The organism is Brachybacterium paraconglomeratum, assembly GCF_003994255.1.
Classification (GTDB): domain Bacteria; phylum Actinomycetota; class Actinomycetes; order Actinomycetales; family Dermabacteraceae; genus Brachybacterium; species Brachybacterium conglomeratum.
In genome coordinates this window covers 32,122-47,305 of record NZ_ML133861.1, presented here as the reverse complement: position 1 = coordinate 47,305, position 15,184 = coordinate 32,122, and the positions used below count along the sequence as shown (strand labels likewise).

At 73.7% G+C, this 15,184-nt stretch carries 14 protein-coding genes; 5 read left to right on the top strand and 9 right to left on the bottom strand.

The genetic code is table 11. The features are described from left to right. The first annotated feature begins 8 nt into the window (after nt 1-8). Nucleotides 9-917 (top strand): D-hexose-6-phosphate mutarotase, encoded by a 909-nt coding sequence (locus DS079_RS14740; protein WP_126988581.1) that lies wholly within the window; start codon nt 9-11, stop codon nt 915-917. Between the two features lie 484 nt (nt 918-1,401). After that, nucleotides 1,402-1,662: a hypothetical protein gene (locus DS079_RS14735; RefSeq protein WP_126988580.1), complete on the top strand. Its 261-nt coding sequence runs from the start codon at nt 1,402-1,404 to the stop codon at nt 1,660-1,662. Between the two features lie 154 nt (nt 1,663-1,816). Here the strand turns inward: DS079_RS14735 and DS079_RS14730 are convergent, their stop codons facing one another. From DS079_RS14730 to DS079_RS14720, 3 genes are read right to left on the bottom strand one after another with little or no spacing between them, the layout of a single operon-like run. Then, nucleotides 1,817-2,722 (bottom strand): metallophosphoesterase, encoded by a 906-nt coding sequence (locus DS079_RS14730; RefSeq protein WP_126988579.1) that lies wholly within the window; start codon nt 2,720-2,722, stop codon nt 1,817-1,819. Next, nucleotides 2,719-3,504 carry an imidazole glycerol phosphate synthase subunit HisF gene (hisF, locus tag DS079_RS14725; protein ID WP_010550608.1) on the bottom strand — a complete coding sequence of 262 codons (786 nt, stop codon included), beginning with the start codon at nt 3,502-3,504 and terminating at the stop codon, nt 2,719-2,721. The genes DS079_RS14730 and hisF overlap by 4 nt, the downstream gene beginning before the upstream one ends. Then, a complete protein-coding gene (locus tag DS079_RS14720; RefSeq protein WP_126988578.1) occupies nt 3,501-5,618 on the bottom strand; it encodes a DNA gyrase/topoisomerase IV subunit B in 2,118 nt (705 codons plus the stop codon). Before DS079_RS14720 ends, hisF begins: the two co-directional genes overlap by 4 nt. Nucleotides 5,619-5,771: 153 nt before the next feature. On the opposite strand from DS079_RS14720, the gene DS079_RS14715 reads away from it, so the two are divergent. Then, nucleotides 5,772-5,990 carry a DUF7455 domain-containing protein gene (locus tag DS079_RS14715; protein WP_010550606.1) on the top strand — a complete coding sequence of 73 codons (219 nt, stop codon included), beginning with the start codon at nt 5,772-5,774 and terminating at the stop codon, nt 5,988-5,990. Between the two features lie 194 nt (nt 5,991-6,184). Here the strand turns inward: DS079_RS14715 and DS079_RS14710 are convergent, their stop codons facing one another. The 5 genes from DS079_RS14710 to DS079_RS14690 form a co-directional block, all read right to left on the bottom strand. Continuing rightward, on the bottom strand, nt 6,185-6,775 hold the full coding sequence (locus DS079_RS14710; protein WP_126988577.1) for a GNAT family N-acetyltransferase: 591 nt from the start codon (nt 6,773-6,775) through the stop codon (nt 6,185-6,187). 86 nt (nt 6,776-6,861) lie between these two features. Beyond that, a complete protein-coding gene (locus DS079_RS14705) occupies nt 6,862-8,253 on the bottom strand; it encodes an RNA polymerase sigma factor (protein ID WP_126988576.1) in 1,392 nt (463 codons plus the stop codon). Between the two features lie 184 nt (nt 8,254-8,437). Continuing rightward, a complete protein-coding gene (locus tag DS079_RS14700; protein ID WP_010550603.1) occupies nt 8,438-8,836 on the bottom strand; it encodes a universal stress protein in 399 nt (132 codons plus the stop codon). Nucleotides 8,837-8,879: 43 nt separating this feature from the next. After that, nucleotides 8,880-10,097 (bottom strand): homoserine O-acetyltransferase MetX, encoded by a 1,218-nt coding sequence (metX, locus tag DS079_RS14695; protein ID WP_126988575.1) that lies wholly within the window; start codon nt 10,095-10,097, stop codon nt 8,880-8,882. Between the two features lie 50 nt (nt 10,098-10,147). Next, nucleotides 10,148-11,302 carry a hypothetical protein gene (locus DS079_RS14690; RefSeq protein ID WP_126988574.1) on the bottom strand — a complete coding sequence of 385 codons (1,155 nt, stop codon included), beginning with the start codon at nt 11,300-11,302 and terminating at the stop codon, nt 10,148-10,150. A gap of 160 nt (nt 11,303-11,462) precedes the next feature. On the opposite strand from DS079_RS14690, the gene DS079_RS14685 reads away from it, so the two are divergent. Then, nucleotides 11,463-12,596, top strand: coding sequence for a polyprenyl synthetase family protein (locus DS079_RS14685; protein WP_126988573.1), 1,134 nt, complete (start codon nt 11,463-11,465; stop codon nt 12,594-12,596). Nucleotides 12,597-12,647: 51 nt separating this feature from the next. On the opposite strand, the gene DS079_RS14680 is transcribed toward DS079_RS14685, so the two are convergent. Further along, nucleotides 12,648-13,001, bottom strand: coding sequence for an Rv2175c family DNA-binding protein (locus DS079_RS14680; protein ID WP_126988572.1), 354 nt, complete (start codon nt 12,999-13,001; stop codon nt 12,648-12,650). Between the two features lie 116 nt (nt 13,002-13,117). Here DS079_RS14680 and pknB point away from each other — a divergent pair, with 116 nt between their 5' ends. Next, entirely contained in the window at nt 13,118-15,172 is a 2,055-nt protein-coding gene (pknB, locus tag DS079_RS14675) for a Stk1 family PASTA domain-containing Ser/Thr kinase (protein ID WP_126988571.1), read from the top strand. Nucleotides 15,173-15,184 lie beyond the last annotated feature (12 nt).

Here is a 15,184-nt window from a genome sequence, read left to right as displayed (position 1 = left end):
ATAGGCCCATGAGCACCGATCCCCAGTCCCCCGCCGTCCGGGACCCTGCGGCCGCCGCCGCCCGCGACGCCGCCGTCCCGCTCCCCGAGGGCGTCGCCCTCGGCATCGCGCACGGCGTCGACGCCGTCCTGGTCGACTCCCCCGCAGCGACCGGCGTTCTCCTGCTCGACGGCGCGCAGCTGACCAGCTGGGTCCCCGCCGGCGGGCAGGACCTGCTGTGGATGAGCCCGAGCTCCGAGTTCGGGCCCGGCGTCGCCGTCCGCGGCGGCGTGCCCCTGGTCGGCCCCTGGTTCGGGCCCGGCCGCGATCTCGCCCGCACGGTCAAGCACGGCTGGCTGCGGAACATCCGCTGGGAGCTCGCCTCCGCCCGCCGCGAGGGCGACGACGTCGAGATCACCCTCGCCACCCCCGAGGACGCGGTCGCGCTGCGCGGCGAGGCCGTCTTCCGCCTCGGCGCGCAGCTGGACGTGGACCTCACCCTGACCGCCGGCTCGCGCCCGGTCGAGCTCGAGGCGGCGCTGCACACCTATCTCGCCGTCGGCGACGTGCGCGAGATCGAGATCCTCGGCCTCGAGGGCGCCGCCTATCTCGACAACACGCGGGACCTCGCCGCGGACGTGCTGCCCGAGGAGCCGCTGCGCCTGACCGCCTCCACCGACCGGATCACCGAGGCGACCGGCGAGGTGACGGTCGTGGACCCGGTGCTCGGCCGACGCCTCGTCTCCACCCCGCGCGGCACCTCCCGCACCGTGGTGTGGAACCCCTGGGACACCCTGGTGACGGGGATGGCGGACATCCCCGATGCGGACTGGCCCCGCTTCGTCTGCCTCGAGCCCGCCGTCGCCAAGGACGGCTTCGTCGCGCTCGAGCCCGGCGCCTCCCACCGCCTCGGCGTCACCTACCGCATCGAGAGCTGAGCACGGCTCCTCCCCTCGTCGGGAGCCCTCCAGGGCCCGGTCGTCCCCAGCGGACGGCCGGGCCCTCGCCTGTTCGGCCGCCGGCCGCCGGGTCCCCGCGGTTTATTCGCTGGCCCCGTCGGTCGCGGGATGGTGGACTGTGGTCATGGAGATGCACCCGACCTCGACCCCGGCCCCGACGGGTCCGCGCGCGTCGACGCTCGGCACCACGGCATCCCTCCACCGCCCAGGCGGAGCGGTCACGGCGTCCGCCGCGTCCGACGGGGGCCGTGCCCCCGTCGTCCTCGCCGCCGGCGCCTGCTGACGCCGACCCGCCCCTGACCCGCCCTGCCGCTCGCCGCCGCGCGAGCGCGTCCCGGTGCGCCCTGGCGCGCCGCGTGCCGCACACGGCCCGGCCCGCACCCTCACCCCGCCGCTCGGCGGACAGCATCTGTCCGCCCGCGGCGGCAGACTCCTTCACGTCCCTGTTCCCAGGAGGAACGCCATGTCCACTCTCCAGCTCCCCACCACCAGGCCCCCGACCGTCCAGGACCTCCCCGTCCAGGACCTCCCCCAGCTCGTCGACGCCGCAGTCGCCGATCCCTCCCGGGACCGGCAGCTCGACCGGCAGCTGCGCGGCGTGCTCGCCGAGCTCCGCGCGCGGCGGCGGAGGCGCCGGGCGCTCGAGGCCGAGCGCGCCCGCCGCGAGCACGAGCGCACCGCCGAGCACGCGCTGCTCCTGTTCGGCCAGCTCCACGTGCGCTGACCCCCGGCCCCTCGGGGCCCCGCCGCGCGGCCCGTCCGGCTCCCCTGCCGGGCGGGCCGTCGCGCGTCCCGGGATCTCGCGGCCCAGGACGGGCGCGGCGCGGCCGGGTCGCTGCCGGCCCGGAGCCGCAGCGCGCGGTCCGGCCCCTGGCGGCTCAGCCCTGCGGGGATTCCTGCAGGAGATCGACGACGACGAGCTCGCGCGGGTTGTTCACCCGTACGCCGACGACGCTGTTGCCGAGCCCGCGGCTGATCACCAAGGCGGTGTCTCCCTGGCGGTGCACGCCCTCGGTGAGCGCCGGGAACCATCCCTGGTGCGGGGCGAAGAGGGGACCGATCAGCGGCAGCCGCACCTGCCCGCCGTGCGCATGCCCCGAGAGGACGACGTCCGCGCCGTGATCGGCGTACTGGGCGAGGAACTCGGGGCGGTGGGCGAGCAGCACCGTCGGGCCCGGTGCGGACTCGAGCGCGAACCGGTCCAGCACCGCGGCGGGCTGGGCCGGGGTGCGTCCGTCGACCACGGCGACCCGTCGGTCCTCGAGCCCCGCGACCGTCACCTCGGTGCCGCGGATCTCGAGGCTCGTCACCTCGTCGCGCAGGATCGTCACCCCGGCGTCCTCGAGCCCCGCCAGAAGCTCCTCGCGCAGGGCGGAGTCGCCCTCGTGGTTGCCGAGCACGAAGAAGGTGGGGGCGACGGCGCTGAGGTGCTCGGCGAGGTCCAGGACGGGGCCGAGATCGGTGGTGCGCATGTCGATCAGGTCGCCGGTGAGCGCGACGAGATCGACGTCCCGCTGCTCGATCTCGGCGGCGAGCCGGTCCTGGAAGTCGCCGTGGTCGGCGGCGTGCAGGTCGGAGACGTGCGCGATGCGAAGCCCGCCCTCCGGGGTCGCGGCGACCTCGACCGCCTGCTCGGTGACCACGAGTCGACGGTTGTCCCAGAGCAGCCAGCCGGCACCGAGCAGAAGCACGAGCGCCGCGACGAGCGCACCGACGACCAGGCGCTGACCCCGGGCGCGGCCGGTCCCGGCGCGCCGCGGGGCGACGGACAGCGGGGCGCTCACCGCACGGTGATGCCGTCGGCCGCCATCGCGGCCTTCGCCTCGCCGATCGTCATCTCCTGGAAGTGGAACACGCTCGCGGCGAGCACGGCGTCGGCCCCGGCGTGGACGGCGGGGGCGAAGTGCTCGGGCCGTCCGGCGCCGCCGGAGGCGATCAGCGGCAGGCTCGTCGCCTCGCGGGCGACGGTGATCAGCTCGAGGTCGAAGCCGTCCTTGGTGCCGTCGGCGTCCATCGAGTTCAGCAGGATCTCTCCCGCGCCGCGCTCGGTGACCTCACGGATCCACTCGATCGCGTCGATGCCGGTGCCGCGACGGCCGCCGTGCGTGGTGACCTCGATGCCGGAGCCGGTGCGAGCGGTGCCCTCGGGGGTCTCGTCGGTGACGCGGCGGGCGTCGATCGAGAGGACCAGCACCTGGTTCCCGAACCGGCGGGAGATCTCGGAGATCACGCCTGGACGGGAGATCGCGGCGGTGTTCACGCCGCACTTGTCGGCGCCGGCGCGCAGCAGCTGGTCGACGTCCTCGGCGGAGCGGACCCCGCCGCCGACGGTCAGCGGGATGAACACCTGCTCGGCGGTGCGGCGCACGACCTCGATCATCGTCTCCCGGCCGCCGGAGGAGGCGGTGACGTCGAGGAAGGTGAGCTCGTCGGCGCCCTCGGCGCCGTAGCGCGCCGCGAGCTCGACGGGGTCCCCGGCGTCGCGCAGGTCCTTGAAGTTCACGCCCTTGACGACGCGGCCCGCGTCGACGTCCAGGCACGGGATCACACGGACGGCGACACTCATGCGTCGATCCTCTCCAGGTCGAGCTCTTCGGCTCCTTCGATGATGAACTGCTTGCGCGGCGCGACCTCGGAGCCCATCAGCAGCTCGAAGACGGCGCTGGCGGCCTCGGCGTCCTCGATCCGCACCCGCCGCAGCATGCGGTGGCGCGGATCCATGGTGGTGTCCGCGAGCTGATCGGCGTCCATCTCGCCCAGGCCCTTGTAGCGCTGGATCGGCTCCTTGTACTTCTTGCCGCGGCGCTCGAGGTTCTTCAGCAGCTTGTTCAGCTCGGCCTCGGAGTAGGTGTAGACCAGCTCGTTCTTCTTCGAGCCGCCGTGGACGATCTCGACCCGGTGCAGGGGCGGGACCGCCGCGTAGACGCGGCCCGCCTCGACCAGGGGGCGCATGTAGCGGTGGAAGAGGGTCAGCAGCAGGGTGCGGATGTGGGCGCCGTCCACGTCGGCGTCGGTCATCATGATGATCTTGCCGTAGCGGGCGGCCTCGAGGTCGAAGGTGCGCCCGGAACCGGCGCCGATCACCTGGATGATGTTCGCGCACTCGGCGTTCTTGAGCATGTCCGTGATGGACGCCTTCTGCACGTTGAGGATCTTGCCGCGGATGGGCAGCAGCGCCTGGAACTCGGAGGAGCGGGCGTTCTTCGCCGTGCCGAGCGCGCTGTCGCCCTCGACGATGAACAGCTCTGAGCGGTCGACGTCGTGGGTGCGGCAGTCCGCGAGCTTGGTCGGCATCGTGGAGGACTCCAGCGCGTTCTTGCGCCGCGAGACCTCCTTGTGCATGCGCGCCGCGATGCGGGCCCGCATCTCGGAGACGACCTTGTCGACGACGAGCGCCGCCTGCTCCTTCTCCCCCTTCTTCGTGGAGGTGAGGAAGTCGGTGAGGCGGTCCTCGACGACCTTCGCGACGATCTGGCGGATCGCGGGGGTGCCGAGGACCTCCTTGGTCTGGCCCTCGAACTGCGGCTCGTCGATGCGGACGCTCACCACGGCGGTGAGGCCGGCGAGGGTGTCGTCCTTCTCGATCTTCTCGTTCTTCGCGTTGAACTTCACGCGGCGGGCCTGGTTCTCGACCTGCTTGCGCATCGTCTTGACCAGCGCCTGCTCGAAGCCGGTGACGTGCGTGCCGCCCTTGGGGGTCGCCACGATGTTCACGAAGGAGCGCAGCGTCGAGTCGAAGTCGGAGCCCCAGCGCAGGGCGATGTCGACCTCGCAGGTGCGCGCGACGTCGGTGGAGACCATGTGCCCGTTCTTGTCGAGGACAGGGATCGTCTCGGTGTAGTCGCCCGAGCCCTGGAGGCGGATCACGTCGGTGATCTTCTGGTCCTGGGCGAGGTACTCGACGAACTCGCTGATGCCGCCGTCGTACTTGTAGGTGCGGGTGGCGGGCTGGTCAGGGTTCGCCTCGGGACGGTGGTCGGTGACCGAGAGCTGCAGGCCCGGGACGAGGAAGGCGGTCTGGCGGGAGCGGCGGGTGAGGTCGTCCAGGGAGAAGTGGGAGCCCTTGACGAAGATCTGCGGATCGGCCCAGTAGCGCACGCGGGTGCCGGTCACGCCGCGCTTGGCCTTGCCGACCACGCGCAGCTCGCCGGGACCGTCGGCCGGGGTGAACCGGGACTCCGGCGAGGGCTCGCCCTCGTCGGCGAAGACGCCGGGCACGCCGCGCTGGAAGCTCATCGCGTAGGTCTTCCCGCCGCGGTCCACCTCCACGTCGAGGCGGCCCGAGAGCGCGTTGACGACGCTCGCGCCGACGCCGTGCAGGCCGCCGGAGGCGGCGTAGGAGCCGCCGCCGAACTTCCCGCCCGCGTGGAGCTTGGTGTAGACGACCTCGACGCCGGTGAGGCCGGTGCGGGGCTCGACGTCCACCGGGACACCGCGGCCGGTGTCGCGCACCTCGACGGAGTGGTCGGGGTGGAGGATCACCGCGATCGACTCGCCGTATCCGCCGAGCGCCTCGTCGACGGCGTTGTCGAGGATCTCCCAGAGGCAGTGCATGAGGCCCCGGGAGTCGGTGGAGCCGATGTACATGCCGGGACGCTTGCGCACGGCCTCGAGGCCCTCGAGGACCTGGAGGTTGCGGGCGTCGTAGGCGGACTTCTTCGCGGCGGTGGTGGTGGACACCCTCCGGATCCTACGACGAACGACGCCGCGAACAGCGCATCCGCCGCTCGCGGTGCGCGGCGGCGCGGTCCGGCTCACAGGGCTTTGCGCCCCTGGCGAACCAGGGCTGTGGACGCTCCCGTCGGCGCCCGGGTCGGTGCTACAAAGGATCCCATGAACCTCACTCTCGAAGCCCCCCGGCTCACTGCCCACGACCGCTGCGACCGCTGCGGCGCCCAGGCGTACGTCAAGGTGCTGCTCGAGGCGGGCGGCGAGCTCATGTTCTGCGCCCACCACGCCCGCGCCCACGAGGACGCCCTGAAGGGCATCGCCTCCGAGGTCATCGACGAGACCGAGCGGCTCCACCTCAAGCCGGAGCCCGTCGAGGACTGATCGACGTGCTGCGAGGAACGAGCGGCAGGAGATCAGTCGGAATGACACAGGACTGATCGACGTGCTGCGAGGAACGAGCGGCAGGAGATCAGTCGGATTGACACAGGACTGATCGACTCCCCCTCCCCGCTTCCACGAAGGGTGCCCGCCATCTTGGCGGGCACCCTTCGTCGTGTCCGGGGGCGGGCCGCGCCTCAGCCGCGCAGCAGCTCCTCCGCGCCGAGCACGTACTCGATCCAGGCGCTGTCGCGGCCCTCGCGCGGCTCGCGCTGGCCGGTCGCGCGGAAGCCGAGGCGCTCGTAGACGGCCCGTGCAGAGGAGTTGGTGTCGTCGACGTCGAGGCTCAGCTCGGGCCGGCCGATCGAGAGCGCGAGCTCCGCGACGCTGCGCAGGAGCAGCGTGGAGATGCCGCGGCCCCGCGCCGTCGGCCGCACCCAGAGCGAGACGATGTTCGAGCGGTCCTCGGGGATCGGGTGCTCCGGCGTGTAGCCCTCGGGCAGCAGGGCGATCCCGCCGAGCACCGTCTCGCCGGCGCGGGCCTGGAGGTGGATCCGGGGTCCGGCGATCTCCTCCCGCCACTGCGCCTCGGTGCGGGAGCGCACCTCGGCGAGGTCGGCCCAGAAGGCGTCCGGGTCGGCCTCGAGCATATCCAGGCGCAGTTCGCGGTGCGCACGCCACTGCTCGGGCAGGACGCGGTGCACCTCGACTGGCAGCGGTGCGGCGTCGTCGAGCGCGGCGCGAGCGGGCTCGACGGTGTGCGGCGCTGCGCCGCGGTGCTGCGACATGGCTCCTCCTGCGTGGTCCGACGGAGGGCGGGCCCGGGATCCGCGGAGGATCCCGGGCCCGCCCGGTGATGAGAGGTGCGCCCTGATCAGTCCAGGTAGTCGCGCAGCACCTGGGAGCGCGAGGGGTGTCGCAGCTTGCTCATGGTCTTGGACTCGATCTGGCGGATCCGCTCACGGGTGACGCCGTAGACCTTGCCGATCTCGTCGAGCGTCTTGGGCTGGCCGTCCTCGAGCCCGAACCGCATGGAGACCACGCCGGCCTCGCGCTCGGAGAGGGTGTCCAGCACCGAGTGGAGCTGCTCCTGCAGGAGGGTGAAGCTCACCGCGTCCGCGGGGACGACGGCCTCGGAGTCCTCGATCAGGTCGCCGAACTCGCTGTCGCCGTCCTCGCCCAGCGGGGTGTGCAGGGAGATCGGCTCGCGACCGTACTTCTGGACCTCGACGACCTTCTCGGGGGTCATGTCGAGTTCCTTGGCGAGCTCCTCCGGGGTGGGCTCGCGGCCCAGGTCCTGGAGCATCTGGCGCTGCACTCGGGCGAGCTTGTTGATGACCTCGACCATGTGCACCGGGATGCGGATGGTGCGGGCCTGGTCCGCCATGGCGCGGGTGATCGCCTGTCGGATCCACCAGGTGGCGTAGGTGGAGAACTTGTAGCCCTTGGCGTAGTCGAACTTCTCGACCGCGCGGATCAGGCCCAGGTTGCCCTCCTGGATGAGGTCCAGGAACAGCATGCCGCGGCCGGTGTAGCGCTTGGCGAGGGAGACGACGAGGCGGAGGTTCGCCTCGAGCAGGTGGTCCTTCGCGGCGCGGCCGTCGTCCGCGATCATCGTCAGCTCGCGGCCGGCCTTGGTGAGGCGGCCGTTCTTGTCGCGATAGGACTCGTCGCCCTTGAGCTTCTGCTCGGCGTAGAGGCCGGCCTCGATGCGCTCGGCGAGCTCGACCTCCTGGGCGGCGTTGAGCAGCGCGACCTTGCCGATCTGCTTGAGGTAGTCCTTGACCGGGTCGGCGGTCGCGCCGGCGGTGACGACCTGCTGGGCAGGGGCATCGTCCTCGGCGGCGTTGTACACGAAGCCACCGGACTCCTCGACCTTTCGGTCGCCGGGGGAGGCCTTGGGCGCCTCGGCCTCCTCGGCGGAGTCCTCGGCCTCGGGGGCCTCGGCCTGATCGGAGGTATTCGCGGCGGCCTTGGCGCTGGTGCGCTTGGCGGAGGCTCCCCGGCTCGAGGGGGCGGCCTTCTTCGCGGCCGTCTTCTTCGCGGCCGTCTTGGTGGTGGTCTTCGCGGCACCGCCCTCGTCGGTCACGGGGGCACCGCCCTCGACGGCCTCGTCGGTCGTCGAGGCCGCGGCGCTGGTGCTGTTCTTCGCCGCGGGGGCGGTCTCAGCAGTCTTGGAGGAGGTCACAGAGTTCCTTCTTCCGGCGGCGGCCCGGTGCGGGCGGTCCGCCGCACTCGGGCGATCGGTCTTCTCGGCGCGGCTCACGGTGTGCGCCGCGTGTCGCGTTCCCGGTCTGTACCGCGGAAGGGGCGCACGAAGGCACGGTGCCGTCAAGCCTGCTCAGTGTAACGCTCTTCAGGGGCAGGTATTCCCGCACCCCGCTCCCCGGCCGCGCGGCACGTGATCGGCGCCTCCGCGCCGTCGCGTCCCGGGCAGCCCCGGCCGCGGCTCAGGCGGGGTCCTGGTCCTTGACGGTGAGCACAGGGCAGGGCGCGCCGAGCACGACCCTGCGGGCCGAGGCGCCGAGGTTCAGCTTGCCGATCGGCGACTTGCGGCGCAGGCCGATCACCACGAGCTCGGCCTGGACGTCCTCGATCGTGGCGAGCAGGAATTCGCCGATCTCGCGGTCGGGGCCTCGGCGGATCGTGACGCCCTCGAGGTCCGCGCCCTGCTCCTCGAGCTCAGCGCGCACCTCCTCCTCGGTCGCGGCGGCCCCTCCGCTGCCGGGCACGGCGTGCTGATGGGCGGCGACGAGCAGCGGCGAGCCCGTGCGCTCGGCGTAGCGGATGCCGGCGCGCAGCGCGGCCCTCCCCTGCGTGGACGGGGCGTACCCCACGACGATGGTCACGCGACGTCTCCTCCCTGCGCAGCGGTGCTGCGGCGCGGCCAGCTTAATGGTCCAGCAGGTCGCCGATCCACTTCTCCAGTCCCGGATGGGCCAGCAGGAAGGCGTCGTGCCCGATCGGCGAGCTCGCCAGCTGCCAGCGGGCGACCGGGACGTGCTCGGCGATCTCGCGCACGAGCTCCGGCGGGAAGAGGCGGTCGGAGTCGATCGCGACGACCAGGGTCCGGGCACGCACGCGCCGCAGGGCCGCGGCGGTGCCCTCGCGGTCGCGGCCCACGTCATGGGTGCTCATCGACTGGGCGAGGGTGGCATAGGAGTTCGCGTCGAAGCGGCGGGAGAGCTTGACCGCGTGATGGTCGAGGTAGCTGGTCACCTGGTGCCGGCCGCTGCCGTCGAGGGGGTTCTCGGGGCCCTGGGAGCGGTTGCCGAAGCGCGCCTCGAGCTCGTCGGCGGTGCGATAGGTGGTGTGGGCGATGCGGCGGGCGATGCCGAGCCCGGCGTGGGGGCCCTCCTCCGGCGGGAGGTGGTAGTAGTCGCCGCCGTGGAAGGCGGGGTCGACGCGGATCGCCGCGACCTGGGCGCTGTTCCAGGCGATCTGGTCGGCGCTCGCGCGGGCCGACGAGGCGATCACGGCGAGGCGCTCGACCTGCTCGGGGTGGGTGACTCCCCATTCGATCGCCCGCATGCCGCCCATCGAGCCGCCGATCACCAGCGCCCAGCGGGGCAGGCCCAGCTCCTCGGCGAGGCGGTGCTCGGCCGCGACCTGGTCGCGGATCGTCACCTGCGGGAAGCGGGAGCCGTAGGGCCGTCCGTCGGGAGCGGCGGAGCTCGGTCCGGTGCTGCCCTGGCAGCCGCCGAGCACGTTGGGGGCGATGACGAAGTACCGGTCGGTGTCGATCGGCCGCCCGGGGCCGACGATCTCCTCCCACCAGCCGGGCGTGGGGTGGGACGGCCCGGCGGCGCCGCGCACATGGGAGTCGCCGGTCAGGGCATGGAGGACGAGGACGGCGTTGCCGCGGTCGCGGTCGAGGGTCCCCCAGGTCTCGTAGGCCATCGTGACGTCCTCGAGCACCTCGCCGCTCTCGAGCGGCAGCGCGCCGATCGAGGTGAACCGTCGGTCTCCCGCGCCGCGGTCGGGGTGCCATGCCCCGAGCAGGGCGGGGGTCCCCGTGCGGTGCTCCGCCGCGGCTTGGGCGGCGGGCCCTCCGTCGCCCTGCGGGTCGGTCGGGGCGTCGGGGCCGCGGTGCTCTCCGAGGAGGGTCATCGGCAGCGTTCCTTCCTGCCCGGCGCGGTGCTCCCGGGCTCCCCCTCCCCTCAGGTGCTGGGCCACCAGGCGGGGAAGACGGGGGTGTCGGTCATTCTCGACAGCAAGGGTGCCAGAGTGGAGTCCGGTTCCCGATGCCGGAGCTCGTCGACGAGGCTCCCCGCGGTCGCGAAGCGGTGGTTCCACCAGGCGAGCAGGACCAGCAGAGCGGTCAGCGCCCGCCACGCAGGGCGCGCAGTGCCGCGCGCGGCGGGCCCCGCGGCATCGAGCGCCGCCGAGGCCACGCAGCGCATCTCCTCGAGCAGCACGTACACCCTGCCACCTGCGCAGACGTCCGGGTGGGGGCGTCTGGTGGGATCGGCGACGAGCTCCTGGAGGAGGGTCTCGCGGGCGATCGGCGGCGCCCCGCCGTGCTCGACCAGCTGGGCGAGGAGCTCCCAGTGGAGGCGGTCCACGGCGAGCGCCGCGAGCAGCTGCGCGATGTGTTCACACTTCGTCATCCCGTCCGCGCCGACAGCCCCCGGCCGGCCCCGCCGCAGGGCACGGAGGGCCGCGCCGGCCTCGGCGAGGAGGAGGCCGGGATCGGCGGCGGAGGCGAGGTCCGGGGGCGGCAGGTGCAGGGCGCGCCCGATCTCCTCGAGCAGCGGCTCGGGGCGGGCCTCCTGGGGGATGGCTCGCCCCGCCAGGACCGCGCGGGCCGCGGCCTGCGTCGCGGCGAAGTCGCGCAGCGGCCCGGCCGGCACGGCCAGAAGCTCCTCGTCCCCGCCCGTCGCCGCTCGGAGCTCCCAGCGGCGTCCGTCGGCGGCGCCGCGGAGGCTGAGCAGCTGCGCCCCGCCCGGGCCGAGCGCGGCGGCGGTGGCGGCCACGAGGCCGCCGGCGCGGGCGAGCACCTCGCGCACCAGCGGCTCGAGCACGCTCTGCCGGCCGTCGCCGATCACGATCAGGGCGTGCATCCCCTCCGCTCCCCGCTCGGCGACGAGGCGGACGTGGCGGCGGAGATTCTCGCCGCCGCACGGAGCGAGGAGGTCGTGCAGGGAGGACCGGGTGATCAGGGGCTGGCGGCCCGGTGCGGCGGTGCCGGAAAGGAGCAGGCAGTCCGAGGGGGCCTCGTACAGGCTGAGCCGCGCCTCGGCGAGGAGTTCGGCGGGGTCGGCGGCCGCGCCGAGGTGGCGGCCGGGATCGGCGGGGGTGATGTGCGTCGTCATGCCCCGACCCTGCGCGATCGGGCGGCCGAGCGGGCGGGAGGAGCGCGCCCTGGGGACGGAGCCCCGGTGGGGAGGAACGGTCGCGTCGCGCCCGGGCGTGCGCGGGAGGTCCCAGGCGTGCATGGGAGGATCAGGGGCACCCGTGCGAAAGGACCCCTCGATGACCGCTGCCTCGCCGACTCCCCCCGCCGCTCGCCTCTCGGATCTCGACGCGCTGCTCGTCTCCCGGATCGAGGAGGTCACGTCCGCCGAGCTCTCCGAGCGCAGGGCGCAGCTGGGGCGGATCTCGATGGAGAGCGCGGCGCTGGTGGACGACCTCAAGGCCTTCCTCGAGGGCGGGAAGCTGCTCCGTCCCCGGTTCTGCTTCTGGGGCGGGGTCGCGGCGCTCCGCCGGGAGCCGACGGCAGAGGAGGTGGAGGCGCTCGCGAGGCTGGGCGCGGCGATCGAGCTCGTGCAGGCGGCGGCGCTGCTCCACGACGACGTGATCGACCACTCCCCCGTGCGGCGGGGACGCCCGGCGCAGCATGTCCGGGCCCAGCGCTCGCACGAGGCCGCCGGGCTCTCCGGCTCCGCCGAGGAGTTCGGCGTCGCGGTCGCGATCGTGCTCGGCGACCTCGCCCTGACCTGGGCGGAGCAGATCGCAGCGGCGATCCCGGGTCCCGCCGCACGCGTCGCGGCGGCCCGCGCCGAGTTCGAGGCCATGCGCACCGAGGTGATGTCCGGGCAGCACCTCGACATCCTCCATCAGGCGGGCGGCTTCGCCTCCGCCCCCGATGCGGAGCAGGCCGCGCTCTCGGTGATCCGCTGGAAGACGGTGCCGTACACCGTGCTGCGGCCCGTGCGGATGGGGGCGGCGCTGATGGGCGCCGAGGAGCCGGAGCTCGAGGCGCTCTCCAGCTGGGCGATCGAGGTGGGGACCGCGTTCCAGCTGCGCGACGACCTGCTCAGCGTGGTCGGGGACCAGGACGCCACCGGCAAGCCGATCGGCGGCGACATCGTCGAGGGCAAGCGCACCGTGCTCCTGGCCCGCACCGAGGCCGCGGCCGACGCCGAGGGACAGCGCCTGCTCTCGCGCGTGGTCGGCGATGCCGAGGCGGACGAGGCGGCCGTCCACGCCGTGCACGAGCTCATGGTCGCGACGGGGGCCGTCGCCTCGGTCGCCGCCGACGTGCGCGCTCGCGCCACCCGGGGCCGGGAGCTCCTGGAGGCCGCCGAGGGGCTGGGAGAGCTGGGCCGCGCCGGGCTCGAGGCCCTCGCAGTGCGTGCGACGGACGTCGACTCGCTGCGGGCCTGAGGCCGGCGCCGACCGGGACGGGACGTCCTGGTCGGCCTGCCAGGCGGCGACTCAGAGGGCGAGGGCGAGCGCCCGGCGGCGCACCTCGCCGCGCTGGCCCCGGCGGAGGTGGTCGATGGGACGGCCGGGGAGCGAGTCGTCCTCCTCGAACAGCCAGGCCAGCAGCTCCGCGTCCTCGAAGCCGCCGTCGCGCAGCACGGTGATCGTGCCGGGCAGGTGCGGGGTGATCTCGCCGTCCTTGAGCAGCAGCGCCGGCACCATGCGCACCACGGGATCCCCGCGCCGCACGGCGACCAGCTGGCCCTCCTCGATGAGGCGGCGGACGCGCGAGACCTCGACGTCGAGATGCTCGGCGACGTCGGGGAGGGTGAGCCATTCGGTGATGAGGGTGTCCAGGTCGTTCACGGGACCAGAGTGCCACGGCTCCGGCGGCCCGCGCATCCCGTCGACCCCGTCACTGTGCCGCGCGCCGCGTGTGTCGTTCCCGGTTCCGGGGCCCCCCGCCCCATAGATTCGGACACGTGAGCTCGGCGACGTCGACTTCCCCCGGCATCAGCCTGCTCCTCGACGACCGCTACCGGGTCGAGGAGCCGATCGCGCGCGGCGGAATGGCGACCGTGCACCGCGGGCACGACCAGCGGCTGGACCGCGTCGTGGCCCTGAAGATCATGCATCCCCACCTCGCGATGGACGAGGACTTCCGCCGTCGCTTCGGACGGGAGGCGCGCTCCGCCGCCCGCCTCGCCCACCGCAACGTCGTCGGAGTCTTCGACCAGGGCGAGGACGAGGACCGCATCTACCTCGCCATGGAGCTCATCGAGGGCGAGACGCTGCGCGCCCGGATCGTGGAGCGCGGCCGCCTCACCGTCGGCGAGTCCCTCGAGATCACGGCGCAGGTGCTGGAGGCGCTGGTCGCCGCGCACGGGGCCGGGATCGTCCATCGGGACATCAAGCCCGAGAACATCCTGCTGGACCGGCAGGACACCGTGAAGGTCGCCGACTTCGGGCTCGCCCGCGCGATCGGCGCGAACAACTCCTCCACCGGCGCCGCCCTGCTCGGCACCGTCGCCTACATCAGCCCCGAGGTGGTCACCCGCGGCGAGGCCGACGAGCGCAGCGACCTCTACTCCCTCGGCGTGGTCCTGTTCGAGATGCTGACCGGACGGCAGCCCTTCCGCGGCGAGCAGCCGGTGCACATCGCCTTCCAGCACGTCCACGAGGACATCCCCGCGCCCTCGACGCTGGTCTCCGGCATCCCCCGCCCTCTGGACTCCCTGATCACCTGGGCCTGCGCGCGCGGGGTCGAGCAGCGACCCGCCTCCGCTGCGGACCTGCTGAAGGCGGTGCGGGAGCTCCTCCGCACGCTCCCCGCGGCGGTGCTCGCCGCCCGGCCCGAGGAGATCGAGCCGAGCGACACCGGCGACGTCCCCCACCCCACCTCCTCACTGGACGAGGTCGCGGCCGACATCTCCCGCGGCCCGCGCGTCTTCGCGCCCGGCGGCGCCGATGCCGAGACCACCGCGCCCGACGCCGGCGCCGGTGGGGAGGCGGAGGACGAGGACGGGACGGACGCCGAGGAGCCCGAGGGCGCCGCCGCCGAGGAGGACGAGAGGACGCGCAGCCTCGTCGTGCGCGCTCCCCGCGCCCGGCGCGGACGGCACCTGCCCGTCGGCGCGCGCCGCCGCTCCCGGCCGATGGCCGCGCTCGCCGCGCTGAGCCTCGTGGCCGTGCTGGCGGGCGGGGCGTGGACCGGCGCCGACTGGTATCTCGAGACCGGCCCCGGCGCCGACCGGACCGTCCCGCTCGTCACCGGCACCCCGCTGCAGGACGCGGAGGCGGAGCTGACCGCCTCCGATCTGACCGTGCGGACCCAGGAGCGCTTCGACGACACGGTCCCGGCCGGGCACGTGATCTCCGCGGAGCCCTCGACCGGCACCACCCTGAAGAAGGGCAGCGACGTCCACCTCGTGGTCTCCAAGGGGGTGGAGACCTTCCCCGTCCCCGCGCTCGAGGGCACCGGCCTCGAGGAGGCGCGCGAGCAGGTCGAGGCGCTCGGGCTCGAGCTGGTCGAGGACGAGGCGGAGTACTCCGAGACCGTCCCCCAGGGCGTGGTGATCTCCCAGTCGGCCGACGCCGAGGCGCTCCCCGAGGGCGGCGAGGTCCACGTGGTCGTCTCGCAGGGCCGTCAGCCGCTGTCCGTGCCGGACCAGACCGGCGCCCCCGCGGCCTCGGCGCGCTCCACCCTCGAGGCGGCCGGCTTCCGCGTCACGAGCGCGGAGGCGCACTCCCCGTCGGTCCCGAAGGGCTCGGTGATCTCGCAGTCCCCCGCCTCCGGCACCCTGCACCGCGGGGACACCGTCCACATCGTCACCTCCCTCGGCCCCGAGATGGTCACGGTCCCGGACGTCTTCAAGAAGCCCGAGGCCGAGGCCCGCTCCGCCCTCGAGGCGGCCGGGTTCACGGTCGAGGTCGTCCATGACAAGGGCGAGCCGGTCTTCGGCCAGGTCTACGAGCAGACCGCCGCGGCGGGAAGCCAGCAGGCCAAGGGCTCGACGATCACGATCAAGGTCTTCTGAACCCCGGAGCCG